The following is a 24,409-nucleotide window of genomic DNA, read 5'->3' as shown; positions in this document are numbered from 1 at the left end:
GTAGTCCCGTGTTGGATGGATGTGGTAGCGGATCAGGCTTCATAGGCGCGCAGCCGTTCGGTGTCGAGGATCGTGACGCTGCGTCCGTTGATGGACAGCAGGCCCTGGTCGGCCATGTCGTGCAGCACCCGCGAAAAATATTCCGGCGAGAGGTTCAGGCGCGAGGCGATCATCTTCTTGCTGACGGAGAAGGTCATTTCCTCGCCTTGTACCGGATCGTCCTTGAGCAGATAGCCGACGATCCGCTGGCTCCCCGAACGCAGCGAGTAGGATTCGACGTCCGAGATCAGGCCATGCAGCCGGCGGCTCATGCCGGACAGCATGCGCCGCGAAAAAGCGGGGCTACGCTCGATCTCGTCATAGATCACTTGCTTCTGGACGTGCAGCAGCATGCAGTCGGCCAGGGCCTCCGCCTGCACGATGTATGGGCGGTCCATGAACATCAACGCCTCACCGAAACTCTGGTTGGGGCCAATCAGCTCGACCACCTTCTCGTCTCCCTGCGCGGAAACGAAACACAGCTTGACGTTGCCGTAGATGACCGTATGGAAACCGTTGCACGGATCGCCGCGCTTGAAGATGACCTGGCCGCGCGTCGCGTGCAGTTCGCTGGTGGCCGCCGCCACGGTGTCGAGCTGCTCGGCCGACAAATCGGCAAACAAGGGCAGGCGTTTCAGGAATTGGCGGGGTTCGATACGGTGTCGTGGCATGGCGGTCGCAGGCGTGAATGGGCGCGTCGTTGTACCTCAATAAGAACGGTTCAGATCATAAACTTCTGTCAGCCCCGAGGCTGTAGTTCTTAGTGCGTACAGGTGCTAGTCCATCGTACGGACGCGAGCGTGGCGCCGGCACACCGCAGGCAAACGTGGTGTCGCTTGCAGGCCCCGCCATCCATGGGCCGCTTGATGTTCCCGCCCTCGTCATTCCGGCGTATTGTCGGCTTCCGCTTTCCTCCCCACAATGCAGAGGCCACCCAACCGGGACGGCAATTCGTTTCTTGATCAACTGCCATACGAGTACCCATATGCTGAGCGTGCAGGAAGCACTCGACCTCATCCTGGCCCGGGCCCATCCGGTGACGCAGACCGACACCGTGAACACGCTGGCCGCCGCGGGCCGTGTGCTGGCGACGACGCAGTACGCCACAATCGATGTCCCGCGCGCCGACAACGCAGCGATGGACGGCTATGCCGTGCGCAGCGCCGAATGCCGCCCGGGCGCCGTGCTGCCGGTCAGCCAGCGCATTGCGGCTGGACAAGCCCCCGAGCCGCTGGCACCCGGCAGCGCGGCCCGCATCTTCACCGGCGCAGGGATCCCCGCCGGCGCCGATGCCGTCGTCATGCAGGAGCGCTGCCATGGCGCCGACGACGGCCGCACGGTCACCATCGTCCGGCCGCCGGCGCCAGGCGAGCACATTCGCCGCGCCGGCGAGGACATCCGCGCCGGTACCCCGCTGCTGGAGGCTGGCACCCGCCTGCGCGCGCCCGAACTGGCGTACGCGGCATCGAACGGACTGGCTTTCCTGCCGGTGACACGCCGGCTGCGCGTTGCCCTGCTCTTCACCGGCGACGAACTGGTCATGCCGGGTGCAGCGCTGGGGCCCGGCCAGATCTACAACGCCAACCGCTACGCCTTGGGGTCGGCGCTGTGCGCGCTTGGTTGTGAAACGAGCGACTTCGGCATCGTTCCGGATCGTCTCGATGCCACCCGCGCCATGCTGCGCGACGCGGCCGCCGGCCACGACCTGGTGCTGACCTGCGGCGGGGCCTCGGTAGGCGATGCCGACACGTGAAGCCGGCGGTCGCCGCCGAAGGCAGGCTCGACATGTGGAAGATCGCCATGAAGCCGGGCAAGCCCCTTGCGTTCGGCGCGCTGCGCCGGCGCGACGGCGGCACCACGCATTTCATAGGCCTACCGGGCAACCCTGTGGCCTGCTTCGTCGCCTTTCTGCTGTTCGTACGGCCCTTCCTGCTGCGTCTTCAGGGTACGCGCGACGTGCTGCCCCGGCCACTGTCGATGCGAGCCGGCTTCAGCGTCGAGCGTCCTGACGAGCGGCTCGAATTCCTCCGGGTGCGGGTCGACGAAGCCGGCAATCTCGTGCTGTCCGGGAGCCAGGGATCGGCGGTCATGACGTCTGCGGTCCAGGGCAGCGGACTGGCCCTGCGCCCGCCTGGCCAGTCCATCGCGCCCGGCGATTCCGTCGCCTACCTGCCCTTCGCCGAACTCCTTTCCTGAGCCTGGACCCGCTCCCGAAGCGGGCGCGGCTTGCTCGTCCCTTGCTGCTCGCGCAAAGGCGCCGGGATGCACCCTAGTTCCAAATGACTAGGCGGACTAGTCACTAATCCCACGCGAAACTGACTTCTTACGGGTATTCAAGCGCATGCCCGGGTTCTACACTTGACCCGGATGCACCCCACGCAATGTGCCCGCTTTTACATGGCGGGCACCGTTGGACGAACCATGGGTCTTTTTCTGAACCGACTGAATCTTTCCCTATCATGAACTACCTGCACCAATTCACCTTCGGGATCTATCCCTACATCGCGCTCGCGATCTTCCTGCTCGGCAGCCTGATCCGCTTCGACCGCGAGCAATACACCTGGAAGTCCGAGTCCACCCAGGTGCTGCACCGCGGCAGCCTGCGCTGGGGCAGCCCCCTGTTCCACGTCGGTATCATCGGCCTGTTCTTCGGCCACGCAGTCGGCCTGCTGACTCCCGTCTGGATCTGGGACACCCTCGGCGTGCCGCACGGCGCCAAGCAGCTGTTCGCGATGGTCGCGGGCGGCATCATGGGCACCCTGTGCCTGGTCGGCATCCTGATGCTGCTGGCACGCCGCATCGCCAACGACCGCCTGCGCCGCGCCACCACCTTCAAGGACAAGATCGTCCTGCTGTGGATCCTCGGCACCCTGCTGCTGGGCCTGTCGTCGATTTTTGTCTCTGCCGGCCACATGGACGGCCACATGATGGTGCTCCTGATGACCTGGGCCCAGCACATCGTCACCTTCCGTGGCGACGCCGCCGGCTTCATCATCGATGCGCCGCTGGTGTTCAAGCTGCACCTGTTCATGGGCATCTCGCTGTTCGTCATCTTCCCGTTCACCCGCCTGGTGCACGTGTGGAGCGGCTTCGGCGCCGTCACTTACCTGGGCCGCGCATTCCAGCTGGTCCGTCCTCGCTAAAGGAAGCATCGTGGGGCTCTCGTCATCGGTGTCGACATCGACGGCAGCGTCATCGAATGCGAGCTTCCACACCACCAGCACGCGGCCCGTCCGCTCAGGCACTCCGTGCACGAGGGCGTCGCCGGCCAGGATGAGGATGCGCGTATCGAAGCGCTGATGACGCAGGAGGTGCGATGGCAGCTTGCTGAGCCTCCTGTGGAAAACCGTTTCGGCCTGCACGTGGCCCAGGTCATGCGCCGCATCGAAGGCCGCCGCCAGCCGCCCTGCCAAGCCGCGATGACAGTCCCGCCGCTCGATTCAAGAACGGCCGGCCGTCACCTGGACGGCACAGGATCAGATTGTCCGCGAATACCGGATTCGCTGCAGTGGCAGCTCGGCGGGCCTGCCGATGTAGTTGTCGAAGACCATGCAGATGTTGCGGATCAGTAGGCGTCCCTTCGCGGTGACCTCCAGCCGCCCGGGCGCCATACTCAGCAGGCCGTCCCGTTCAAGCCCGGCCAGCCGCTCGAACTCGGGAGCGAAATGGGCCGCAACGTCGATGCGCCAGCGGTCGGCAAGCGCCACCGTATCGAGCGCGAAGTCGCACATCAGCCTCTGGATCACGTCGCGACGCAACAGGTCATCGTCCGACAAGCTCAGTCCGCGCACGACCGGCAACTCGCCCCGGTCGATGCGCGCATAATACGCTTCCAGCGACTTCTCGTTCTGGCTGTACGTGCCGTTGACTGCGCTGATGGCCGACACGCCGCAGGCGAGCATGTCGATATCGGCACGGGTCGAGTACCCCTGGAAGTTACGGTGCAGCGTGCCGTCCCGCTGCGCCCGGGCCAGCTCGTCGTCCGGCTTCGCGAAGTGATCCATGCCGATATACACGTAGCCGGCTGCGCACAGGCGCTCGACGCACTGCCCGAGCATGGCCAGCTTGGTCGCACTGTCGGGCAAGTCCTCGTCGCGGATCAGCTTCTGCGCCTTGAAGAGCTGCGGCATGTGCGCGTAGTTGTAGACCGATATGCGGTCAGGGGCGATGTCGATGATCTTGTCCAGTGTTTGCGCCATGGTCGTCGTGTCCTGCAGCGGCAATCCGTAGATCAGGTCGATGCTCACCGAGCGGAATCCAGCCTCGCGTGCGGCGGAGACGGCTTCGCGCGTCATCGATTCCGGCTGGAACCGGTTGACCGCGCGCTGCACGTCCTCGTCGAAGTCCTGCACCCCGAGGCTCAGGCGGTTGAAACCCTGGCGCCGTAGCGAGCGTATGCGCGCGGCATCGACCGTGCGTGGGTCGATCTCGATGGAATACTCGCCGTCCCCGTCGGGGGCGAAAGCAAACCGGCTGCGCAAATGCCCCATCAGCTGGTCCATCTGCGCGTCGCTCAGGTAGGTCGGGGTGCCGCCGCCGAAATGCAGCTGCTCCACCAGGACGTTGGCCGGGAACAGGCGCGCCTGCATATCGACCTCGCGCATGAGATACGACAGGTAACGGCTCGCCTTGGTACGATCGCGGGTGATGATCTTGTTGCAGGCGCAGTAGTAGCACAGCGACTCGCAGAACGGGACATGCAGGTACAGGGACAGTGCCCGGGCGCCCCCGGCCGAGCTTGCGGCGGCCGTGAAGTCGCGGGCCGTGAAGTGCTCGGTAAACCGGTCGGCCGTCGGGTACGAGGTGTAGCGCGGCCCACGCTGGCTCAAGCGGGCGATCAGTTCAGGGTCGAAATCGATAGTGGAATGCATCATGGTTCCCAAGTTGGATTGATCCGCGCTGCCGCCGGCCCGCATGGTACCGGGGGACGGATCTCCTGCGCGTGTCATGTTCATCGCATGGTATGCGGCTGAGCCGTGGCCCTGCAATCGTTCGAACGCACTACGCCCCGCGCGCGCATGGCACTGCCGCAGCGTCGGCGGCCCGCCAGCACGCTCGCCCAGGCCGGTCCGGCGGGCCTGGGATAGTCCGGAATGACTAGCCGGCGTAGCCCATCGTGCAGACAGGCGCGCCGGATGTGGGTCACTACAATGTTCGAGCCCGCCATCTCACCACTCGGAACAAGCAATGGAAGCCCTGAAGTTCAACGATCTGCTCCCCGCCGCAGGCCCTGAACCGGACCCGCAGCGCCGCAAGCGCCCCGACTCGGCACGCGCGCGCCAGGCCTGGCTGCTGGTCGCGATGGCGGTACCGATCACGGTCATGCTGGCGCTGCACCACCTGGCGCGCACGTTCCAGGTGCCGGGCGATAGTCCTCTGGCCTGGGCTGGCGTCGTTTGCGCGGCCCTGGTCATGGCCGGCGGCGTTGCGCTGATACAGGCCAGGACCGATCGCCCGCCGCGGCGCCGCGCCGGCCGCCGGCGCTGACGCAAGGGCGTGCCGCCTCAGGCCGGGAACAGCGGCTCCAGCTTGTGCACCTCGTGTAGCTCACGCGATCGGCGAGCAGCTCCTTGCCGGAGGCGGGAATTGCCTGATCCATCGTGCCCGCCCGGTTCAGAAGCGCGTCCATGCCGGCTCCTCTTCCCGGGTGGCGTCCAACTGGAGGAACCTGGCGGGGCTGGCGGCAAGCCGCTCACGCGCGCCGGCCGGCCCGCGTGCCGCCGTAGCCGCGGCTGGAGTGGCCGGCCGTCCATCCGCGTCGTGCCTGGCTAGCTTGAACATGTGGACCGTGCGGGTCAGGGCCTTGGCCTGGTCCTGCAGCGCCCCGGCGGCGGCGGCCGCCTGCTCGACGAGCGCCGCATTTTGCTGGGTGACCGCGTCCATCTGGGTCACGGCCTGGTTCACCTGTTCGATGCCGCTGCGCTGTTCATCGCTTGCGGCGCTGATGTCCGCCATGAGGTCGGTCACCCGCTGCACGCTGCTCAAGACCTGGCGCATGGTCTCTGCAGCCTCGCCGGTAAGGCGCGTCCCGTCGGAGATCTTCTCGACGGAATCGCCAATCAGGACCTTGATTTCCTTTGCCGCCGCTGCGGAGCGTTGGGCGAGATTGCGCACTTCGGATGCCACGACCGCGAAGCCCTTGCCCTGTTCGCCTGCCCGCGCCGCCTCGACTGCCGCATTCAGGGCGAGGATATTGGTCTGGAAAGCGATGCCGTCGATGATGCCCGTGATGTCCTCGATGCGTCGTGCGCATTCGCTGATGGACGTCATCGTCGCGCCGACGGATGCCACCGCATCGCTGCCCTCGGCCGTGATACGCGAGGTCGAGTTCGCAAGTGCGCTCGCCTGGCGGGCACTGGCAGCGTTCTGCTGCACGGTAGAGGTCAACTCTTCCATCGACGAGGCGGTCTGTTGCAGGGAGCCCGCCTGCATTTCCGTACGTGCGGCAAGATCGAGATTCCCGCTGGCGATCTGGTTCGACGCGGTGGCAATCGTGTCCGTGCCCTGCCGCACCTCACTGACCATGTTGCCGAGGTTGTCATTCATGGTCTTGAGCGCCTGCAGCAGCTCGCCGAGTTCGTCACTTGAAAGCACGTGGATCCGGCTGGTCAGGTCGCCGCGGGCCACGGCCTGCGCCACTTGCACCGCCTCGCGCAGCGGCCGCACGATGGAGCGTGCGAGCCAGAACGCGAACGCGGTTCCGGCGCCCAGCGCAACCAGGCCAAGCACCAGCATCTGGGTGCTGCCGGACGAAATCATGGCCGCCACTGCCTTGGCGCTGTCTTCGGCCTGCTGTTTCTGGGATGCGTTCAGTGACTGGACGCTTTCCTGCAGCGCGTCCAGCCTGGGCATGGTCTCGCTCAGCACCAGTTGCTGGGCCTGCTCGCGCTGGCCGGACTCGACCAATGCGCTCACCGAGGAGAACGATGCGACGTAAGCAGCACGCCGTTCAACCACGTCGGCCATCATTTCCTTGCCGGCTTCGCTCGTGACGAGGCGCTCCAGGGTCTGCAGGGCCTGCGTGATTTCCTTCTTGTTGGATTCGATCTTTTCACGGATCTGGGCGCGCTCGTCCGCGCCGGACACCAGGAACAGTTCGAGCGTCCGGCGCGCATTGGCGCGCGTCATCGTATTGACCGTAGCGGCAGCGTCGGCCTTCACCCAATCCTCGTTGATGAGGGTCGCGGTGGAGTTGCCGATCGCATGGAAGCGTTGCATGCCGATTGACAGCACCAGCGTGAGCAAAAGAAGTACCAGGCCGAAGCCTGCACCCAGCCGGGTGGCGATTTTGAGCTTGGAGAGTTTCACGATAATTGACTGTTCTGTTTTTGAGGCGCCACTGCACGATGCAGCGGTGAATTTGCGCGAGATATGTTGCACCATTGCAATACGAACAGTGTACTGGCGGTGTCCCGGACGACGAATACGCCGAAGTGACTACTCCCCTTCCTCCGTCATGCCGACTGTCCCGCCCGCCCAAGCCCCATACAATGACGACATTCATGTTGATTGGAGCCTTGCATGTTGCATGACCGATTTGGTCGAACGATCGAGTACCTGCGCCTGTCGGTGACGGATCGCTGTGACCTGCGTTGCACCTATTGCATCCCGACCGGATTCAAGGGTTTCGAGGAACCGGCCGACTGGCTCAGCTTCGACGAGATCGAACGCCTGCTGGGCGCGTTCGCCCGTCTCGGCACGCGCCGCGTCCGCCTCACCGGCGGCGAACCCTTGCTGCGCCGCCACGTCAGCGAGCTCGCGGGTCGCATCTCTGCCATCGAGGGCATCGACGACTTGTCGATGTCGACCAACGCTACCCAGCTGCGGCGTCACGCGGGCGCGCTGCGCGCGGCGGGCGTCAGCCGCATCAACGTCAGCCTCGACACGCTCGATCGTGCCTGCATGCAGGCGATTACCGGCCGCGACAGCCACGCCCAAATCATGGACGGCATCATGGCAGGCAAGGAAGCCGGGTTCGAGCCGATCAAGATCAACATGGTGGCCATGCGTGGCGTGAACGAGGGCGAAATCGATCGCATGGCGGAGTTCTGCATCGAACACGGCTTCGTGCTACGCCTGATCGAGGTGATGCCGATGGGCGCTACCGGCCGCAATACGTCCTACCTGGACCTGCAGCCGATCCGCGCCCGCCTGCAGGAGCGCTACGACCTGGTGCCCCAGGCCGTGGAACTGGGCGGCGGCCCGGCGCGCTACCTCGCCACCCGCGACGGCCGCACCAGCATCGGCTTCATCACGCCGATGTCGCAGCACTTCTGCGCGACCTGCAACCGGGTCAGGCTGGCCGTGGACGGCACGCTGTACCTGTGCCTGGGCCAGGAGCAGAAGTTCGAGTTCCGCCCGCTGCTGCGCGGCGGCGCCAGCGACGCCGAACTCGAGGCGGCGATCCGGGCGGCGATCGAACTCAAACCGCAGAAACACGAATTCACCGAACGGCCGGAGAAGATCATCCGCTTCATGGCCCAGACCGGAGGCTGACATGCAGGACATCGAAAAATTTATCCGTGGCTTCGGCCGCTTCCAGCAACAGTACCTGAGCGAGCCGACCGCCCTGGACAGCCTGCGCAGCGGCCAGCATCCGGGCACGCTGGTCATCGGCTGCTGCGACTCGCGGGTCGACCCGGCCCTGTTGACCGGCAGCGACCCGGGCGACATCTTCGTGGTGCGCAATATCGCCAACCTGGTGCCGCCCTGCACGCCGGACGCGCCCCCCGGCGTCAGTTCCGCCATCGAGTTCGCCGTATGCGGCCTCGAAGTCTCGCGCATCATCGTGCTCGGCCATGCCCGCTGCGGCGGCATCCGGGCCTTGATGTCGAAGACCAGGGTCACCGAGGAGACCGATTTCGTGGCGCGCTGGATGCACATCGCCGAACCGGTACGCCAGGAAGTATTACGCAAACTATCGCACAAGCACGAGGAAGGCCGTTGCCGCGCGGCCGAGCTGGCCAGCATCCTGCACTCGCTGGACAACCTGATGACCTATCCGTGGATCAGGCGCCGCGTGGAAGCCGGCAAGCTCGCCCTGCACGGCTGGTATTTCGACATCGGTACCGGTTCGCTGCTGGCCTATTCTCCGCGCAAGCAGGAGTTCCTGAGCCTGGTCGAGCCGGTCGACGCCGCGGCATGAGCGCGACCACGCCGGCCGGCATGCCCGACTACCCGCCGATTCCGGTTCGGCTGCGCCTGTCCACCCGGATCGCCGGCGCGCTGGTGGGCTTCCTCCTGCTGGCGCTGGCCGCGATCGGCGCCACGCTGTGGCTGTCCTGGCAACTCGAAGGCGCCGCCGCCGCGATCAACGAGACCGGCAGCCTGCGCAAGCATGAATACCGCCTGGCGATGCTGCTCGGGCGCGACGTCCATACTCCCGGGGCCGGCTTCGACGAGGCGGCACGCCGCCAGATCGCCCTGATCGATTCCACCCTCGAGCTGATTGCGCGCGGCGACCCGCAGCGCCCGCTCGGGCTGCCCCCGACGGCCGCCATCCGCACCGGCTTCGACCTGCTGGCGCTGCGCTGGCATCAGGACATGCGCCCGCTGGCGCAGCAGGTGCTCGCCGCGCGGGGCGCCGAAAGAGTGACGGTCCTGCGCCGCTTCCTGGCCAGGACCGACGCCTATGTGAGCAAGATCGATGAAGTCGTACGCCTGATCGAACGCGATAACGAAATTCGCACCTTCTGGCTGCGCTCCTCGCAGCTGGCCTTGATGGCGCTGGCGGTAGGTGGGACGGTTGTTCTCGTCTACATGATGTTCAGCCTGATCGTCGCCCCGGTCGAACGCCTGCATGCAGGCCTGCGCAGCATGGCGGATACCGAGTTCGGCGTGCGCCTGGATGTCGACAGCAAGGACGAATTCGGCCAGTTGGCGGCCGGCTTCAACCAGATGGCCGACCGCCTGCAGCAGGTATACGGCAACCTGGAACAGAAGGTCCAGGACAAGACGGCCGCGCTTGAAGAACAGAACCGCGAACTGGCACTGCTCTACGACAGCGCCGCCTTCCTGCAGGTGCGCCAGACGCTCGAGCCGATGTGCGAAGGCTTCCTGGAACGGATCGTCCGCTATTTCGGCGCCGACGCCGGCTCAGTGCGGCTGGTGGACGCGGGCAGCGACAAGGTGCACCTGGTCGTGCAGCACGGGCTGTCCGACGCGATCGCCGAAGCCGAACGTTGCATGCCGGTGGGCGACTGCCTGTGCGGCGAGGCGGCACAACACAAGGAAGCGGTGGTGCACTGGCTCGGCAGCCTGCCGCAAGCGTCCACCTCGCCGCCCGGATTGCAATGCGCGGCGGAGGGTTTCAGCACTGTGTCGCTGTTCCAGATCTTCGCGCAAGACCAGCACCTCGGGGTGTTCAGCCTGCACTTTCGGAGCGAACGACGTTTCGGCCCGCATGAAACCGCCCTGCTCGACACCCTCGGCCGGCTGCTCGGCACGGCGATCGAGAATATTCGCCTGGCTGCCCGTGAACGCGAAATGGCCATTTCGGAAGAGCGCAACATGGTTGCGCGTGGCCTGCACGACAGCATCGCCCAAGGCCTGAATTTTTTGAACCTCCAGGTGCAGATGCTGGAATCGTCGCTGCGCAGCGGCCAGCAGCAGGAGGCGGCCGAGATCGTGCCCGCCCTGCGTGCCGGCGTCAAGGAAAGCTACGAGGACGTGCGCGAGCTGCTGCAGAATTTCCGCAGCCGCCTGGAAGAAGAAGACCTGAATGGCGCACTACGCAAGGCGGTCCGCAAGTTCCGCGACCAGACCGGACTCGACGCCAGCTTCTCTGCCGAAGGCAGCGGCGGCCCGCCCTTCGCGCGCGAGGAGCAGCTGCAGATCCTGTTCATCGTACAGGAAGCCCTGTCGAACATCCGCAAGCACGCGCGCGCCGACAGCGTGCTGGTCCGCGTCCGGGACAGCCAAGACTTTTCGCTCTCGATCAGCGATAATGGCATCGGGTTCGACTCTACCGTGGCGTCCACCGTAACCGATGAGCACGTGGGCCTGCACATCATGCACGAGCGGGCCCAGCATATCCACGCCAACCTGGCGATCGAGTCCAGGCCCGGCGCCGGAACCACCGTCCGCCTGCACGTGCCGAGTGCGCAGCGGCGGGTCGCCTGAGTAAATTGGAGTAATTGCATGGCCGAATCAAGCGAGCCAATTCAAGTCCTGCTCGTCGACGACCATCCGCTGTTCCGCAGCGGCGTGCGATCGTTGCTACAACGCAATCCTCGTTTCGCCGTGGTGGGCGAGGCCTCGGACGGCGTCGACGGGGTCAAGCGGGCGATGCAGTTCAAGCCCGACGTCATCCTGCTCGACCTGCATATGCCGGGCATGTCCGGGGTCGAAACGCTGCAGCTCATCCTGCAAGGCTGGCCCGAGGCCGTCGTGATCATGTTGACCGTTTCCGAAGAGGCCGAAGACCTCGCCACCGCGCTGCAGGCTGGTGCGCGCGGCTACCTGATCAAGAACATCGACGCCGATTACCTGGTGCGTGCGATCGAACGCGCCGCCGCCGGCGAGTCGGTCCTGGCCGAATCGATGACGGGCAAGCTGATGGCGCAACTGCAGAAGCAGCGCGAGCCCAAGGCCCCGGCCCCGCCGTCCGAGCTGGACAAGCTGACGCCGCGCGAGCGCGAGATCCTTGCCTGCCTGGCGCGTGGCGAAAGCAACAAGCTGATTGCCCGCGTGCTCGACCTCGCCGAAAGCACGGTCAAGATCCACGTGCAGAACATCCTCAAGAAACTGGGCCTGTCCAGCCGGGTCCAGGCGGCGGTATTCGCCGTCGAGCAGGGACTGAGCGGGAATTCCGAACGCCAGCCGTGAGCTGCGCGATGCCGGGCGCCGGCCCAGGTTGCAGGCCTCAAGCGCCGGCCTGCGCGCGCAGCGCCAGCAAGGCCGTTCTCGCTTCTTCATAGGCGCCCGTCAACTCCGCAAGCTGCGCGCCGGCGTCCTCGAAATTCTCGCCCTTGCCCATCAGCTCGAGATTGGTGCAAGGCAGCCGCATGCGGTTGGCGCCGACGAAGTCGATACTCGACTGCAAGTAATGCGCCGTCGATGCGAGCAGCGGACCGTCCTGCGTCTCGACCGCATGGGCCAGCTTGTCCAGCAACTGGGGCACCTCGCCGACAAAGGAGCCGATCACTTCTTGCAGCAGCGAAGCGCCGTCGTCGATCGCCCGCAGCTGGTCGATGCGTGACGCGTTGATGACCGCCTCGTCGCGCTGGCGCGCCGCGACGTGCTCGACCGCCGCCGCCAGGGCGCCGTCCAGCACCTCGAGCTCGATCGGCTTGGGCACGTAGTCGTTCATGCCCGCGTCCAGGCAGCGTTCGCGGTCTCCCGGCATGGCATTGGCGGTCATCGCGATGATGTAGGGCGCATTCGCACCGCGGAAGCGCTGGCGCAGCCGGCGCGTCGCCTCCAGCCCATCCATCTCCGGCATCTGCATGTCCATCAGGATCACCTGGTACTCCTGGCGCTCCAGGGCCTCGAGCGCCTCCAGGCCGTTGGCGACCACGTCGGCCCGGTAGCCGAGGTGGCGCAGCAACTGCTTGATGACCTTCTGGTTGATCGTATTGTCTTCCGCGACCAGGATGTCCACCTGTGCCGCAGCCCTCGGCTCCTGCGCCGTTGGGAACTGTGCCCGATCCGTGCCGCCCGAACGTTCTCCGAGAACCTGCTGCAGCGCCTCGAGCAGCGCGGCCGGCTTGATCGGCTTGTTGAGCCAGGCCGAGAACGCACCCATGGACTCGGCATCGGCGCCGGCGCGCTGGCGCTGGCCGACCGAGGTCAACAACACCAGCGGCAGCGCCTTGCGGTCGCGATGCTTGCGCAACTCGACCGCGAGGCGGGCGCCATCCATGTCGGGCATCTGCATGTCGAGCACGGCGACGTCGAAGGGATGCCCATCGCGGACCAGGTCGACCGCCTCGACGCTTGATGCCGCCGCCAACGGCTCCATTCCCCAAAGCAATGCTTGTTTCATGAGGATGCGCCGGTTGGTGGCGTTGTCGTCGACGATCAGGATGCGCCGGCCGCGCACGTGCGTGGCGCGGTCGCGCAGCACGTTCTCGGCCAGCTGCTCGTCGAAGGCTTCGGCTTCGATGGTGAAGGTGAAGGTCGAGCCGCGCCCTACTTCGCTCTCCACGGTGAGACTGCCCCCCATCATCTCGGCCAGGCGCCGGCTGATCGTCAAGCCCAGCCCAGTCCCGCCGTACTTGCGCGTGGTGGAGGCATCGACCTGGGTGAACGAACTGAAGATATCCTCCAGGCGGTGGGCCGGGATGCCGATGCCGGTATCCCGTACGGCAAACGCCAGCCGGCGGTCGCCTGTGGCGCCCGCCCCACCTGCCGCGCCCGCCCCGCCCGCCTCGTTCCACGTGGCCGACACCGTGACCACGACTTCGCCGTGATGGGTGAACTTGATTGCATTCGACAGCAGGTTCACCAGGATCTGCCGCAGGCGGGTGGCGTCGGCCAGGATCGTTGCCGGCACGCCCGGCTCCAGCATGTAGGCCAGGTCGAGGTTCTTTTCGCTGGCGGCCGGCGCCAGCAGGTCGAGCGCATCCTCGACGCAGCGCCGCACCTCGAAAGCATGGCGCTCGAGGTCGAGGCGCCCCACCTCCAGTTTCGAGTAGTCGAGCAGGTCGTTGATGATCGACAGCAGCGCTTCGCCGCTGGAACGGATGGTTTCCGTGTAATCGCGCTGTTCCTCGTTGATGTCGGTGTGCAGGAGCAGGCTCGTCATGCCGATGACGGCGTTCAGCGGCGTACGGATCTCATGGCTCATATTGGCCAGGAACATGCTCTTGGCCTGCATCGCGGCCTCCGCCTTGTCCCTGGCCGCTTCCAGTTCGCGCTCGTAGGCCGTCCGCTCAGAAATATCCTGCAGGATCGCGGTGAGGATGACGCGCCCGTCCGCCTCGGATTTCGAGATCGTGGCCTCTGCCGGAAATTCGCTGCCGTCCTTGCGCACCGCGTAGATGGTGCCGCGTTCGCCCATCCGCCGTGCCGGCCGCACGCCATTGCGAAAGCCGGCGACGCGCTCGCCGTGCCCCGGGCGGAAACGTTCGGGAACCAGGACTGCCAGGTCGCGGCCGACCACCTCCTCGGCGGTCCAGCCGAACACCCGTTCCGCCCCCTGGTTGAAGAGCACGATCCGCTGCGCCTCGTCGGTGCAGACAACGGCGTTCTCGGCGATATCGATGATGCTTCTCAGTTGTTGCGGGCTCAACAGGTTCGGCATGGCATACGTCTGGACTTCGTGGAGATGCCGCCATCGTACACGCTTGCGCCGGCTCAGGTCGGACGGATCGCGGCGCGCCTGCCGGACGGCCCGCTACACCTTTATGACTAGCTGCCCTAGCCCATCCGGCGTGCGGCCCTAGCTCGCTTGTCCACTCGAAAACCGCCCTCCGGCCAATAGTTGGGCACGCCGCTTCCACGTACGCTTCCACCTATCGAAAAGTGCGTTTCAGGAGAAAACCATGAGCACCGATAAGAGACCGTTTGCGGTCCTCGTCAGCAGTACCTTTGCATTCACGATCTGCTTTGCGATCTGGATGATGTTCGCAGTCCTGGGCATCCCCATCAAGGCCAAGCTGGGCCTGAACGAGACCGAGTTCGGTCTCTTGATCGCCACACCGGTGCTGACCGGCGCGCTGGCGCGCGTGCCGCTCGGCATCTGGACCGACCGCTTCGGCGGCCGCATCGTCTTCTTCACCCTGATGATGGCCTGCGCGCTGCCGATCTACCTGATCAGCTACGCGACCGAGTACTGGCACTTCCTGGTGCTCGGCCTGTTCGTCGGCCTGGCCGGCGGCTCGTTCTCGGTCGGCACGCCCTACGTGGCGCGCTGGTATGGCAAGGAACGCCGCGGTTTCGCCATGGGCGTGTTCGGCGCCGGCAATTCGGGCTCGGCCCTGACCAAGTTCGCCGCCCCCGCCATCATCGCGGCCGCCGGTTGGCAGTTCCTGCCCAAGGTGTATGCCCTGGTCATGGTGGCCACCGCCCTGCTGTTCTGGTTCGGTTCGTATTCCGACCCGTCGCACAAGACGCCGTCCGGCGAATCCTTCGCCCAGCAGATGCGCGTGCTGAAGGACCCGCGCGTCTGGCGCTACTGCCAGTACTACTCGGTCGTGTTCGGCGGTTACGTGGCCCTGGCCCTGTGGATGACCAAATACTATGTCGGCGAATACGGCTTCGACCTGAAGCTGGCCGCCCTGCTGGCTGCCTGCTTCTCGCTCCCCGGCGGCGTGCTGCGCGCGCTCGGCGGCTGGATCTCCGACAAGTACGGCGCCTACAAGGTCACCTGGTGGGTGATGTGGGTGTGCTGGGTCTGCTTCTTCATCCTGTCGTATCCGCAAACCACGATGAGCGTCAAGACCGTCGAGGGCGTCATGGACCTGCAGATCGGCCTCGGCCCGGTGGCCTTCACCGCCCTGCTGTTCGTGGTCGGCGTGGCCATGGCAATCGGCAAGGCCTCGGTGTTCCGCTTCATTGCCGACGACTTCAGCGACAACATCGGTGCGGTCTCCGGCGTCGTCGGCCTGGCCGGCGGCCTTGGCGGCTTCATCCTGCCGATCCTGTTCGGCGCCATCGTCGACCTGACCGGCATCCGCTCGAGCTCGTTCATGCTGCTCTACGGCACGGTGTGCGTCTCCCTGATCTGGATGCACTTCTCGTTCAAGCCCGAGCGCACGCTGCCGGCGTCGACCGCGCCGAAAGCGCCGGCTGCGCCGAAGGCACGGGCCAAAACGCTGCGCAAGGCAGCCTGATTTCACCAATCTTTCATTCAATTAAGAAAACGCACACAGGAGAACATTGTGAGCAGCTACCTGATATCAACCTGGGAGCCCGAGGTCCCCGCCTTCTGGCAAAGCCGCGGCAAGTCCACGGCCAACCGCAACCTGTGGATCTCGATCCCGGCCCTGATGCTGGCCTTCGCGATCTGGATGGTCTGGAGCGTCGTCGTCGTCAACCTGCCGGCAATCGGCTTCAAGTACAGCACCAACCAGCTGTTCTGGCTGGCGGCGGTGCCGGGCCTGTCCGGCGCCACCCTGCGCATCTTCTATTCGTTCATGGTGCCGATCTTCGGCGGCCGCAAGTGGACCGCGATCTCGACCGCCTCGCTGATGATCCCGGCGCTGGGCATCGGTTTCGCCGTCCAGGACCCGACTACCAGCTACCCGACCATGCTGGTCCTGTCGCTGCTGTGCGGCTTCGGCGGCGGCAACTTCGCCTCGTCGATGTCCAACATCAGCTTCTTCTTCCCGAAGGCGCAGAAAGGCTACGCACTGGGCATGAACGCCGGCCTGGGCAACCTGGGCGTGTCGGCGGTGCAGTTCGTGGTGCCGCTGGTGATCACCGCCGCCGTGTTCGGCGGCGACCCGCAGACCTGGAACAAAGTCGTGCAGGGGGCCGCGCAGACCAAGCAGGTCTGGCTGCAGAACGCCGGCTTCATCTGGGTGCCGTTCATCCTCCTGAGCTCGCTGGCCGCCTGGTTCGGCATGAACGACCTGGCATCGGCCAAGGCTTCGTTCTCGGAGCAGGCCGTGATCTTCAAGCGCAAGCATAACTGGCTGATGTGCTGGCTGTACATCGGCACCTTCGGTTCCTTCATCGGCTACTCGGCAGCCTTCCCGCTGCTCACCAGCACCCTGTTCCCGGAGGTGAATCCGCTGCAGTACGCCTTCGTCGGCCCCCTGGTCAGCGCCCTGGCGCGCGTGGCCGGAGGCTGGATCTCGGACAAGCTCGGCGGCGCCCGCGTGACCGTCTGGACCTTCGCCGCCATGATCGGCGCCGTGCTGGGCGTGCTGCACTTCCTGCCGGGCGCGGGTAATCCCGGCAACTTCGCCGGCTTCTTCGGCATGTTCCTGGTGCTGTTCGCCTGCACCGGCGTGGGCAATGCGTCGACCTTCCGGATGATCCCCGTGATCTTCCTCACCCTGCACCAGCGCGCCGCCGCCAACCAGCCGGAAGCCGTGAAAGCCCAGGCTGTCGCCAGCGCCAACAAGGAAGCTGCCGCCGTGCTCGGTTTCACCTCGGCCATCGCCGCCTACGGCGCCTTCTTCATCCCGAAGAGCTACGGCACCTCGATCGCCCTGACAGGCAGCGCCGACGCCGCCCTGTGGTGCTTCATCGGCTTCTACGTGAGCTGCATCGCCGTGACCTGGTGGTTCTACTCGCGCAAGGGCGCGGAAATGCCCTGCTGATCGCACGATCGGAGGAATGGCGCACCGGCTCGCCCGGCGCGCCGCGGCGAAGGCCGCTGCCTGTGAACCGGGCAGCGGCCTTCGTGCTTTGCGGACCGATGCAGAGCGCTAGTTCGAAAGGAGTAGGCGCACTAGTCCCTAATCCGGCGCAGGACCGACTTCTTACGAATACTCAATGGACGAGCCGGTCCGTAGACTGGCAGCAGTTAAACCACACAAGCGAAGCGCGCCGCCGGCGCGTCGATGGAGAAACCATGAGTCACTTTCTGGACCGACTGAAATTTTTCGGCAAAGCCAAGCAAACGTTCTCGAACGGCCACGGTGAGGTGGTCGTTGAGGACCGCACCTGGGAAAACGCCTACCGCCAGCGCTGGCAGCACGACAAGATCGTGCGTTCGACCCACGGCGTGAACTGCACCGGCTCCTGCAGCTGGAAGGTCTATGTCAAGAACGGCCTGATCACCTGGGAAACCCAGCAGACCGACTATCCGCGCACACGCCCGGACCTGCCGAACCATGAGCCGCGCGGCTGCCCGCGTGGCGCCAGCTATTCGTGGTACGTCTACTCGGCGCAGCGCGTCAAGCACCCGATGGTGCGCGGCCGCCTGATGCAGATGTGGCGCGAGGCGCGCGTCACGCGCGATCCGATCGGCGCCTGGGAGTACATCACCCAGGATCCGGCGCGCGCCGCCAGCTACAAGTCCATCCGCGGCCAGGGCGGCTTCGTGCGCGCCAAGTGGGACGAGGTCAACGAGATGATCGCCGCCGCCAACGCCTACACGATCGGCAAGTACGGCCCGGACCGCATCATCGGCTTCTCGCCGATTCCCGCCATGTCGATGGTCAGCTACGCCGCCGGCACCCGCTACCTGAGCCTGATCGGCGGCGTGGCCATGAGCTTCTACGACTGGTATTGCGACCTGCCGCCGGCCAGCCCGCAGGTATGGGGCGAGCAGACCGACGTGCCGGAATCGGCCGACTGGTACAACTCGACCTACCTGATGGTGTGGGGCTCGAACGTCCCGATGACCCGCACCCCTGACGCCCACTTCTACACCGAGGTGCGCTACAAGGGCACCAAGACCGTGGCAGTGTCCTCCGACTTCGGCGAGATGGCCAAGTTCGGCGACATCTGGCTCGCACCCAAGCAGGGTACCGACGCCGCGCTGGCCATGGCCATGGGCCATGTGATCATGAAGGAGTACCACGCGACCGGCAAGTCAGCCTATTTCAACGAGTACGCCAAGCAGTACACCGACTTCCCGATGCTGGTGATGCTCAAGGAACGCGACGGCACCCTGGTGCCGGACTACTTCCTGCGCGCCTCGCACCTGGCCGACAACCTGAATGAAGCCAACAACCCCGAGTGGAAGACCCTGGTGCTCGACCAAAGCACCGGCAAGATCGTCGCGCCGAGCGGCTCGATCGGTTTCCGCTGGGGCGAGTCGGGCAAGTGGAACCTCGAGCAGAAGGAAGGTGCGACGCGCAACCCGATCGATCCGCAGCTGTCGCTCATCGACGGCAACGACGGCATCGTGCCGGTCGGTTTCCCCTACTTCGGTGGCAAGGATGCCGACGACCTGTTGCTGCGCAACGTCCCGGTGAAGAAAATCACCCTGGCCGACGGCACCGAAGCCCTGGTCACGACCGTGTTCGACCTGTCGATGGCCAACTATGGCGTTGACCGCGGCATTTGCCCGAACGCGGCCAAGAGCTATGAAGACGACGTCCCCTACACCCCGGCCTGGCAGGTCAAGCACACCGGCGTCAAGGCGCAGGACGTGATCACCGTGGCGCGCGAGTTCGCCGACAACGCCGACCGCACCCGCGGCAAGTCGATGGTCATCGTCGGCGCGGCGCTGAACCACTGGTACCACATGGACATGACCTACCGCGGCATCATCAACATGCTGATGATGTGCGGCTGCATCGGGCAGAGCGGCGGCGGCTGGTCGCACTACGTGGGCCAGGAAAAGCTGCGCCCGCAGACCGGCTGGACCCCGCTGGCTTTCGCGCTGGACTGGAACCGTCCTTCGCGCCAGATGAACTCGACTTCCTTCTTCTATGCCCATACCAGCCAGTGGCGCCACGAGAAGCTGCACACCTCGGAAATCCTGTGCCCGACGGCGGACGGCAAACTGGAAGAGATGGCCCTGATCGACTACAACGCCAAGTCCGAACGCATGGGCTGGCTGCCGTCGGCGCCGCAGCTCGAGACCAATCCGCTGGAAGTCACCCGCGCGGCGGAAAACGCGGGCATGGATCCGGCCGCGTATGCCGTCGAGCAGATCAAGGCCGGCAAGCTGAATTTCTCCTGCGACGACCCGGACAACCCGGCGAACTTCCCGCGCAACATGTTCGTATGGCGTTCGAACATCCTGGGCAGCTCGGGCAAGGGCCACGAGTACTTCCTGAAGTACCTGCTCGGCACCCAGAACGCCCTGATGAGCGACGAGACCGACTGCATCAAGCCGCGTGACGTCAAGGTGCGTCCGGCCGCCGAGGGCAAGCTCGACCTGCTGGTGGTGCTCGACTTCCGCATGTCGACCACCTGCCTGTACGGCGACATCGTGCTGCCGACCGCGACCTGGTACGAAAAGGATGACCTGAACACCTCGGACATGCACCCGTTCATCCATCCGCTGTCGGAAGCCGTGCAACCGCTGTGGGAATCGAAGTCGGACTGGGAGATCTACAAGGGCATCGCGGCCAAGTTCTCGGAAATCGGTGGCGCGCACCTGGGCACCCGCAAGGACCTCGTGCTCACTCCCCTGATGCACGACACCCCGGGCGAACTGGGCCAGCCGTTCGATCCGAAGGACTGGCGCGCCGGCGAATGCGAACCGATCCCCGGCAAGACGATGCCGAGCATGACGGTCGTCGAGCGCAACTACCGCGACATCCACAAGAAGTTCACCTCGGTGGGTCCCCTGCTCGAGAAGGTCGGCAACGGCGGCAAGGGCATCGGCTGGAAGACCGGGCACGAAGTCGACGTCCTGCGCGGCATCAACCGCACCGTCCTGGAAGAAGGCGTGTCGCAGGGCCAACCGCGCCTGGACACGGCAATCGACGCCGCCGAGATGATCCTCACGCTGGCGCCGGAGACGAACGGCCACGTGGCGGTGAAGGCCTGGGATGCGCTGTCCAAGATCACCGGACGCGACCACACGCACCTGGCGATCCCGCGCGAGCACGACAGCATCCGCTTCCGTGACGTGCAGGCCCAGCCACGCAAGATCATCTCCTCGCCGACCTGGTCGGGCCTGGAGAGCGAAGAGGTCAGCTACAACGCCTGCTACACCAACGTGCACGAACTGATCCCCTGGCGCACCCTGACCGGCCGCCAGCAGTTCTACCAGGACCACGCCTGGATGCGCGACTTCGGCGAGGGACTGTGCGTGTACAAGGCGGCGATCAACACCAAGACCACCGAGGCGATCATGGACAAGCGCCCGAACGGCAACAAGGAGCTGGCGCTGAACTGGATTACCCCGCACCAGAAATGGGGCATCCACTCGACCTACTCGGACAACCTGCGCATGCTCACGCTGTCGCGCGGCGGCCCGCACGTGTGGCTGTCGGAGATCGACGCAAAAGCGGCCGGCATCGAGGACAACGACTGGATCGAGGTCTTCAACGTCAACGGCACCTTGACCGCCCGTGCGGTCGTGAGCCAGCGCGTGCCGGAGGGCATGACGATCATGTACCACGCACAGGAAAAAATCGTCAACGTGCCGGGCGCGGAGATGTCGAAGAAGCGCGGCGGCATCCACAACTCGGTGACCCGCGCCGTGACCAAGCCGACCCACATGATCGGCGGCTACGCCCAGCTGTCGTACGGCTTCAACTACTACGGCACGGTCGGTTCGAACCGCGACGAGTTCGTGGTGGTGCGCAAGATGCGCGACGTGCAGTGGATGGAAGGCGCGCGCGACGAATCGCGTCCGAACAGCGACGAGATCACGCGCGGCCCGACCCCGGCGCCAGGCAAACCGGCCATGCAGCCGAAGGCGCCGATCGATGCGCGCGAACCCGCGCTGGCCTTGACGCCGGCACCGAAGAATGCGTAACGCGGCGCCAGGTACCTAGAAGCGCCCGTCAGGATGAATGAGGAATTGAAATGAAAATCAGAGCACAAATCGGCATGGTCCTGAACCTGGACAAGTGCATCGGCTGCCACACCTGCTCGGTGACCTGCAAGAACGTCTGGACCAGCCGCGACGGCGTCGAGTACGCATGGTTCAACAACGTCGAGACCAAGCCGGGCATCGGCTACCCGAAGGAGTGGGAAAACCAGGACAAGTGGAACGGCGGCTGGAGACGCAAGGCTGACGGCAAGATCGAACCGCGCCAGGGCTCGCGCCTGAAGATCCTGGCCAACATCTTCGCCAACCCGAACCTGCCGGCCATCGACGAGTACTACGAGCCGTTCACCTACGACTACGAGCGCCTGCAGAACGCGCCGTTGTCGGAGACGCCGCCGACCGCCAGGCCGGTCTCGGTCCTGACCGGCAAGAAGATGGACAAGATCGAATGGGGCCCGAACTGGGAGGACGACCTGGGTGGCGAATTCGCCAAGCGCAGCAAGGACAAGCTGTTCGACAACGTGCAGAAAGAGATGTACTCGACCTTCGAGAACACCTTCATGATGTACCTGCCCCGCCTGTGCGAGCACTGCCTGAACCCGGCCTGCGTGGCCTCCTGCCCGTCCGGCTCGGTGTACAAGCGGGAAGACGACGGCATCGTGCTGATCGACCAGGACAAGTGCCGTGGCTGGCGCATGTGCATCTCGGGCTGCCCGTACAAGAAGATCTACTACAACTGGTCTTCGGGCAAGGCCGAGAAGTGCACCTTCTGCTACCCGCGCATCGAGGCCGGCCAGCCGACCGTGTGCTCGGAAACCTGCGTGGGCCGGATCCGCTACCTGGGCGTGCTGCTGTACGACGCGGACAAGATCGAGGCCGCCGCGTCGGTCGCCGACGAGCAGGACCTGTACGAAGCCCAGCTCGGCCTGTTCCTCGACCCGCATGACCCCAAGGTCATCGAGGAAGCGCGCCGCCAGGGCATTCCGGATTCGTGGCTGGAATCGGCCAAGCGCTCGCCCGTCTACAAGATGGCGGTCGACTGGAAGATCGCCTTCCCGCTGCATCCGGAATACCGCACGCTGCCAATGGTGTGGTACATCCCGCCGCTGTCGCCGATCCAGGCGGCAGCCGAAAGCGGCAAGATGGGCATGAACGGCATCATCCCGGACACGAGCAGCCTGCGCATCCCGGTGCGCTACCTGGCCAACCTGCTTACCGCCGGCAAGGAAGCCCCGGTGGTCCATGCGCTGGACCGCATGCTGGCCATGCGCGCCTACATGCGTTCGAAGTCGGTCGACGGTGTCGAGAACCTCGACGTGCTGCGCCAGGTGGGCCTGTCCAAAGCGGTGGTCGAGGACATGTACCACATCATGGCCATCGCCAACTATGAAGACCGCTTCGTGATCCCGAGCAGCCACAAGGAGATGGTCGAGGACAGCTTCAACGAGAAGGGCTCGTGCGGCTTCTCCTTCGGCAATGGCTGCTCGGACGGCGTCAGCGACGCCTCCCTGTTCGGAAAGAAGAAACAGGGCTCTGTGCACTTCGTCTCGATGCCGAAGTCGCGCAAGAAGAAAGAGATCGCGGACGCTTGACGCGTCCCACCCGCCCCCGGCCACGGGGGCGGGCCAAGGAAAACGAGGAATCGACATGCAACACTACCAAATTCTATCGGCGCTGCTGACCTACCCGGAACCGGACCTGGTCGCCGCCCTGCCCGAGCTCGAAGCCGGCTTGACCGTGCCGATGCGCGCCCGCGTGGCTTCGCTGCTGGCCCACCTGGCCGAGAACGACCTGATCACGCTGCAGCAGGAGTACGTCCAGACCTTCGACCGTACGCCCTCGCACTCGCTGCACCTGTTCGAGCACATCCACGGCGAGTCACGCGACCGCGGCCAGGCCATGGTCGACCTGATGGAAGAGTACAAGAAGCACGGCCTGGAGATGTGCCCGGACGAGCTGCCGGATTACGTGCCGCTGTTCCTCGAGTTCCTGTCCCAGCTCGACAGCGAGGAAGCGGCCGGGCGCCTGCTGGGCGACGCGGTCCACGTGCTGGCCCATATCGGCCGCAAGCTGGCCGCCAACGGCAGCATCTATGCCGGCGTGTTCGACGCGCTCGAAAGCCTGTCGCCTGTGCAGGCCGAGGAGCTCTCCGAGCCGCCGGTCAAGGACATGGACGAGGCACTGGAAACCTTCGGGCCGGGCGTGGACGGCGTCGAACCGCTGCTCAAGCCGGCCTCGAACGGCCCGCAACCGATCAATTTTTACCCGCAAGGCACGCACCGCGCGGCGCGCGCCGCAGCCTGAAGCGACGGGTTCGGCCGCGCCTGGCACGCATTGGAGACCATCATGAACTACCTGCACCAATTCACCTTCGGGATCTATCCCTACATCGCGCTCGCGATCTTCCTGCTCGGCAGCCTGATCCGCTTCGACCGCGAGCAATACACCTGGAAGTCCGAGTCCACCCAGGTGCTGCACCGCGGCAGCCTGCGCTGGGGCAGCCCCCTGTTCCACGTCGGTATCATCGGCCTGTTCTTCGGCCACGCAGTCGGCCTGCTGACTCCCGTCTGGGTCTGGGACACCCTCGGCGTGCCGCACGGCGCCAAGCAGCTGTTCGCGATGGTCGCGGGCGGCATCATGGGCACCCTGTGCCTGGTCGGCATCCTGATGCTGCTGGCACGCCGCATCGCCAACGACCGCCTGCGCCGCGCCACCACCTTCAAGGACAAGATCGTCCTGCTGTGGATCCTCGGCACCCTGCTGCTGGGCCTGTCGTCGATTTTTGTCTCTGCCGGCCACATGGACGGCCACATGATGGTGCTCCTGATGACCTGGGCCCAGCACATCGTCACCTTCCGTGGCGACGCCGCCGGCTTCATCATCGATGCGCCGCTGGTGTTCAAGCTGCACCTGTTCATGGGCATCTCGCTGTTCGTCATCTTCCCGTTCACCCGCCTGGTGCACGTGTGGAGCGGCTTCGGCGCCGTCACTTACCTGGGCCGCGCATTCCAGCTGGTCCGTCCTCGCTAAAGGAAGCATCGTGGGGCTCTCGTCATCGGTGTCGACATCGAC

At 65.4% G+C, this 24,409-nt stretch carries 16 protein-coding genes and 1 pseudogene; 13 read left to right on the top strand and 4 right to left on the bottom strand.

Annotated elements, in window-relative coordinates; translation table 11 throughout:
* Nucleotides 1-32: 32 nt before the first annotated feature.
* The gene (locus tag MA09_RS00095) at nt 33-710 is read right to left on the bottom strand and encodes a Crp/Fnr family transcriptional regulator (protein ID WP_036244200.1); all 678 of its coding nucleotides are present in this window, start codon (nt 708-710) and stop codon (nt 33-35) included.
* A gap of 314 nt (nt 711-1,024) precedes the next feature.
* Between MA09_RS00095 and glp the strand changes: the two are divergent.
* Together glp and narI (MA09_RS00085) are read left to right on the top strand one after the other, a co-directional pair.
* A pseudogene (gene glp, locus MA09_RS00090) lies at nt 1,025-2,235 on the top strand (gephyrin-like molybdotransferase Glp).
* Between the two features lie 263 nt (nt 2,236-2,498).
* On the top strand, nt 2,499-3,182 hold the full coding sequence (narI, locus tag MA09_RS00085; protein WP_036244199.1) for a respiratory nitrate reductase subunit gamma: 684 nt from the start codon (nt 2,499-2,501) through the stop codon (nt 3,180-3,182).
* Between the two features lie 333 nt (nt 3,183-3,515).
* Here narI (MA09_RS00085) and hemN read toward each other — a convergent pair whose 3' ends face one another.
* A complete protein-coding gene (gene hemN / locus MA09_RS00080; protein ID WP_036244243.1) occupies nt 3,516-4,913 on the bottom strand; it encodes an oxygen-independent coproporphyrinogen III oxidase in 1,398 nt (465 codons plus the stop codon).
* Between the two features lie 313 nt (nt 4,914-5,226).
* Here hemN and MA09_RS00075 point away from each other — a divergent pair, with 313 nt between their 5' ends.
* Nucleotides 5,227-5,526 (top strand): hypothetical protein, encoded by a 300-nt coding sequence (locus tag MA09_RS00075; RefSeq protein WP_036244198.1) that lies wholly within the window; start codon nt 5,227-5,229, stop codon nt 5,524-5,526.
* 126 nt (nt 5,527-5,652) lie between these two features.
* Here the strand turns inward: MA09_RS00075 and MA09_RS00070 are convergent, their stop codons facing one another.
* On the bottom strand, nt 5,653-7,422 hold the full coding sequence (locus MA09_RS00070; protein WP_152594500.1) for a methyl-accepting chemotaxis protein: 1,770 nt from the start codon (nt 7,420-7,422) through the stop codon (nt 5,653-5,655).
* Between the two features lie 138 nt (nt 7,423-7,560).
* Between MA09_RS00070 and moaA the strand changes: the two genes are divergently transcribed.
* Genes moaA through MA09_RS00050 form a run of 4 tightly spaced genes read left to right on the top strand, consistent with a single transcriptional unit; the run spans nt 7,561 to nt 11,865 of the window.
* Nucleotides 7,561-8,535 carry a GTP 3',8-cyclase MoaA gene (moaA, locus tag MA09_RS00065; protein ID WP_036244197.1) on the top strand — a complete coding sequence of 325 codons (975 nt, stop codon included), beginning with the start codon at nt 7,561-7,563 and terminating at the stop codon, nt 8,533-8,535.
* Nucleotide 8,536: 1 nt separating this feature from the next.
* Complete coding sequence (locus tag MA09_RS00060) at nt 8,537-9,184, top strand: carbonic anhydrase (protein ID WP_036244195.1); 648 nt, start codon at nt 8,537-8,539, stop codon at nt 9,182-9,184.
* Nucleotides 9,181-11,160, top strand: a complete 1,980-nt coding sequence (locus tag MA09_RS00055; protein ID WP_229440499.1) for a type IV pili methyl-accepting chemotaxis transducer N-terminal domain-containing protein — start codon at nt 9,181-9,183, stop codon at nt 11,158-11,160. Before MA09_RS00060 ends, MA09_RS00055 begins: the two co-directional genes overlap by 4 nt.
* An 18-nt stretch (nt 11,161-11,178) precedes the next feature.
* Nucleotides 11,179-11,865 carry a response regulator gene (locus MA09_RS00050; protein WP_036244193.1) on the top strand — a complete coding sequence of 229 codons (687 nt, stop codon included), beginning with the start codon at nt 11,179-11,181 and terminating at the stop codon, nt 11,863-11,865.
* A gap of 37 nt (nt 11,866-11,902) precedes the next feature.
* On the opposite strand, the gene MA09_RS00045 is transcribed toward MA09_RS00050, so the two are convergent.
* Entirely contained in the window at nt 11,903-14,284 is a 2,382-nt protein-coding gene (locus tag MA09_RS00045) for a response regulator (protein ID WP_051933041.1), read from the bottom strand.
* Nucleotides 14,285-14,525: 241 nt separating this feature from the next.
* Between MA09_RS00045 and MA09_RS24955 the strand changes: the two genes are divergently transcribed.
* From MA09_RS24955 to narI (MA09_RS00015), 6 genes are all read left to right on the top strand, one after another.
* Nucleotides 14,526-15,815: a nitrate/nitrite transporter gene (locus tag MA09_RS24955; protein WP_051933040.1), complete on the top strand. Its 1,290-nt coding sequence runs from the start codon at nt 14,526-14,528 to the stop codon at nt 15,813-15,815.
* 48 nt (nt 15,816-15,863) lie between these two features.
* Complete coding sequence (locus tag MA09_RS24950) at nt 15,864-17,252, top strand: NarK family nitrate/nitrite MFS transporter (protein ID WP_036244192.1); 1,389 nt, start codon at nt 15,864-15,866, stop codon at nt 17,250-17,252.
* Between the two features lie 254 nt (nt 17,253-17,506).
* Nucleotides 17,507-21,322 carry a nitrate reductase subunit alpha gene (locus tag MA09_RS00030; protein WP_081897330.1) on the top strand — a complete coding sequence of 1,272 codons (3,816 nt, stop codon included), beginning with the start codon at nt 17,507-17,509 and terminating at the stop codon, nt 21,320-21,322.
* 50 nt (nt 21,323-21,372) lie between these two features.
* Nucleotides 21,373-22,929, top strand: coding sequence for a nitrate reductase subunit beta (gene narH / locus MA09_RS00025; RefSeq protein ID WP_036244190.1), 1,557 nt, complete (start codon nt 21,373-21,375; stop codon nt 22,927-22,929).
* 55 nt (nt 22,930-22,984) lie between these two features.
* Nucleotides 22,985-23,641 (top strand): nitrate reductase molybdenum cofactor assembly chaperone, encoded by a 657-nt coding sequence (gene narJ / locus MA09_RS00020; RefSeq protein ID WP_036244188.1) that lies wholly within the window; start codon nt 22,985-22,987, stop codon nt 23,639-23,641.
* 42 nt (nt 23,642-23,683) lie between these two features.
* Nucleotides 23,684-24,367, top strand: a complete 684-nt coding sequence (gene narI, locus MA09_RS00015) for a respiratory nitrate reductase subunit gamma (protein ID WP_036244233.1) — start codon at nt 23,684-23,686, stop codon at nt 24,365-24,367.
* The last annotated feature ends 42 nt before the right edge of the window (nt 24,368-24,409 follow it).

Origin of the sequence: Massilia sp. BSC265, assembly GCF_000740675.1 — a bacterium.
In the GTDB taxonomy this organism is placed as follows: domain Bacteria; phylum Pseudomonadota; class Gammaproteobacteria; order Burkholderiales; family Burkholderiaceae_D; genus Telluria.
Note: the sequence above shows the minus strand (reverse complement) of the source record. Positions and strands in the feature narration are given on the sequence as shown.

What these genes read in the sequence shown, in the direction of transcription:
- MA09_RS00095 (WP_036244200.1), bottom strand. Translation starts at nt 710, where the DNA reads ATGCCACGACACCGTATCGAACCCCGCCAATTCCTGAAACGCCTGCCC.
- narI (WP_036244199.1), top strand. Translation starts at nt 2,499, where the DNA reads ATGAACTACCTGCACCAATTCACCTTCGGGATCTATCCCTACATCGCG.
- hemN (WP_036244243.1), bottom strand. Translation starts at nt 4,913, where the DNA reads ATGATGCATTCCACTATCGATTTCGACCCTGAACTGATCGCCCGCTTG.
- MA09_RS00075 (WP_036244198.1), top strand. Translation starts at nt 5,227, where the DNA reads ATGGAAGCCCTGAAGTTCAACGATCTGCTCCCCGCCGCAGGCCCTGAA.
- MA09_RS00070 (WP_152594500.1), bottom strand. Translation starts at nt 7,422, where the DNA reads ATGGTGCAACATATCTCGCGCAAATTCACCGCTGCATCGTGCAGTGGC.
- moaA (WP_036244197.1), top strand. Translation starts at nt 7,561, where the DNA reads ATGTTGCATGACCGATTTGGTCGAACGATCGAGTACCTGCGCCTGTCG.
- MA09_RS00060 (WP_036244195.1), top strand. Translation starts at nt 8,537, where the DNA reads ATGCAGGACATCGAAAAATTTATCCGTGGCTTCGGCCGCTTCCAGCAA.
- MA09_RS00055 (WP_229440499.1), top strand. Translation starts at nt 9,181, where the DNA reads ATGAGCGCGACCACGCCGGCCGGCATGCCCGACTACCCGCCGATTCCG.
- MA09_RS00050 (WP_036244193.1), top strand. Translation starts at nt 11,179, where the DNA reads ATGGCCGAATCAAGCGAGCCAATTCAAGTCCTGCTCGTCGACGACCAT.
- MA09_RS00045 (WP_051933041.1), bottom strand. Translation starts at nt 14,284, where the DNA reads ATGCCGAACCTGTTGAGCCCGCAACAACTGAGAAGCATCATCGATATC.
- MA09_RS24955 (WP_051933040.1), top strand. Translation starts at nt 14,526, where the DNA reads ATGAGCACCGATAAGAGACCGTTTGCGGTCCTCGTCAGCAGTACCTTT.
- MA09_RS00030 (WP_081897330.1), top strand. Translation starts at nt 17,507, where the DNA reads ATGAGTCACTTTCTGGACCGACTGAAATTTTTCGGCAAAGCCAAGCAA.
- narH (WP_036244190.1), top strand. Translation starts at nt 21,373, where the DNA reads ATGAAAATCAGAGCACAAATCGGCATGGTCCTGAACCTGGACAAGTGC.
- narJ (WP_036244188.1), top strand. Translation starts at nt 22,985, where the DNA reads ATGCAACACTACCAAATTCTATCGGCGCTGCTGACCTACCCGGAACCG.
- narI (WP_036244233.1), top strand. Translation starts at nt 23,684, where the DNA reads ATGAACTACCTGCACCAATTCACCTTCGGGATCTATCCCTACATCGCG.